Below are 1,141 nucleotides of genomic sequence, written 5' to 3'. Positions count from 1 at the left end.
TTCGTCGTTTTCTACTCATGTGTATAGTTTATCTTATTTTCTGGATTTTGTGTCCAACTATTTGTGGACATTATATAATTTCATTCATTAATTTCTCCAGACTTAAATTTTTAAACAATATTTTTATTAAAATAACAGTTTGTAGTCGGAAAACCGTTATCCAGGCAGTGTAACCAGTTACTGAGATAGAAGGTTCCTCATTAAGTCTTAGTTCTTTATTTAATGATCATTCATCACCCAATTTATAAATATAGCAGCAATTTCCGGATCAAATTGAGTGCCGGAACCGTTAACGATGGCGCAAACTGCCTGGCTTTTATCCATTGCCAACTGATAGGGGCGGTCCGTAACCATCGTATCATAGGCCTCGGCAATCCCGATAATTCGTGATTGAAGGGGTATTTTTTTTCCCGATAGCCCCTTGGGATAACCACTACCATCCCACCATTCATGGTGACCCAAAATTGCCAAGGCAATCTCAGCCATATCTGGTGAGGTGTTGGTAATATGGTAACCGATTTCGGGATGTCGTTTAACGGTCACCCACTCATCAGCAGTCAAGTCTCCCTTTTTGTTTAAAACGTCCGGATTAAGGGTAACCTTGCCAATGTCATGGAGCAGCGATGCCCAGTTCAGGGTCTCCATTTCCCGACTGCTTAAATGCAGTTCCTCACCGATCCTTCGGGCATACTGGCTGATATTGTAACCATGGGTTTTTTCAAACCCGCTTTTGGCATACAGAGACGCCATGATCGCGCGAATGGTATCATCCCGAACCTGAGGTTTGAGCAGTAGTTTGTGCTTATACATCTGGTTTTCCGCATTTTTGAAGACCACCATCATATCTTCGGACAGGTTTTTTTTAGTATCCCAGCCAAAGGCAATAGAAAGCACACCGTGATCTACCGGTGCCAAGGCCACAGCCTGATTCATACGTTCGACGATTTTTGCAGTAACTACCTCATCGGTGTTGGGCAACAACAGTACAAACTCATCACCACCCCAACGGGCGGCAATATCGTTAGGCCGACAGAATTTTTTCATGATTTTTCCAGTAGCATAAATTATAATGTCCACAAATAGTTGGACACAAAATCCAGAAAATAAGATAAACTATACACATGAGTAGAAAACGACGAAC

General features: G+C 42.0%; 1 protein-coding gene. It reads right to left on the bottom strand.

Going from position 1 to position 1,141, the window contains the following annotated elements:
- Positions 1 to 219: 219 nt before the first annotated feature.
- The gene (locus U2P91_RS17905) at positions 220 to 1,077 is read right to left on the bottom strand and encodes an HD domain-containing phosphohydrolase (RefSeq protein WP_322520102.1); all 858 of its coding nucleotides are present in this window, start codon (positions 1,075 to 1,077) and stop codon (positions 220 to 222) included.
- Between the last annotated feature and the right edge of the window lie 64 nt (positions 1,078 to 1,141).

Source organism: Acetobacterium sp. K1/6 (assembly GCF_034438075.1).
GTDB classification, from domain to species: domain Bacteria; phylum Bacillota; class Clostridia; order Eubacteriales; family Eubacteriaceae; genus Acetobacterium; species Acetobacterium carbinolicum.
Note: the sequence above shows the minus strand (reverse complement) of the source record. Positions and strands in the feature narration are given on the sequence as shown.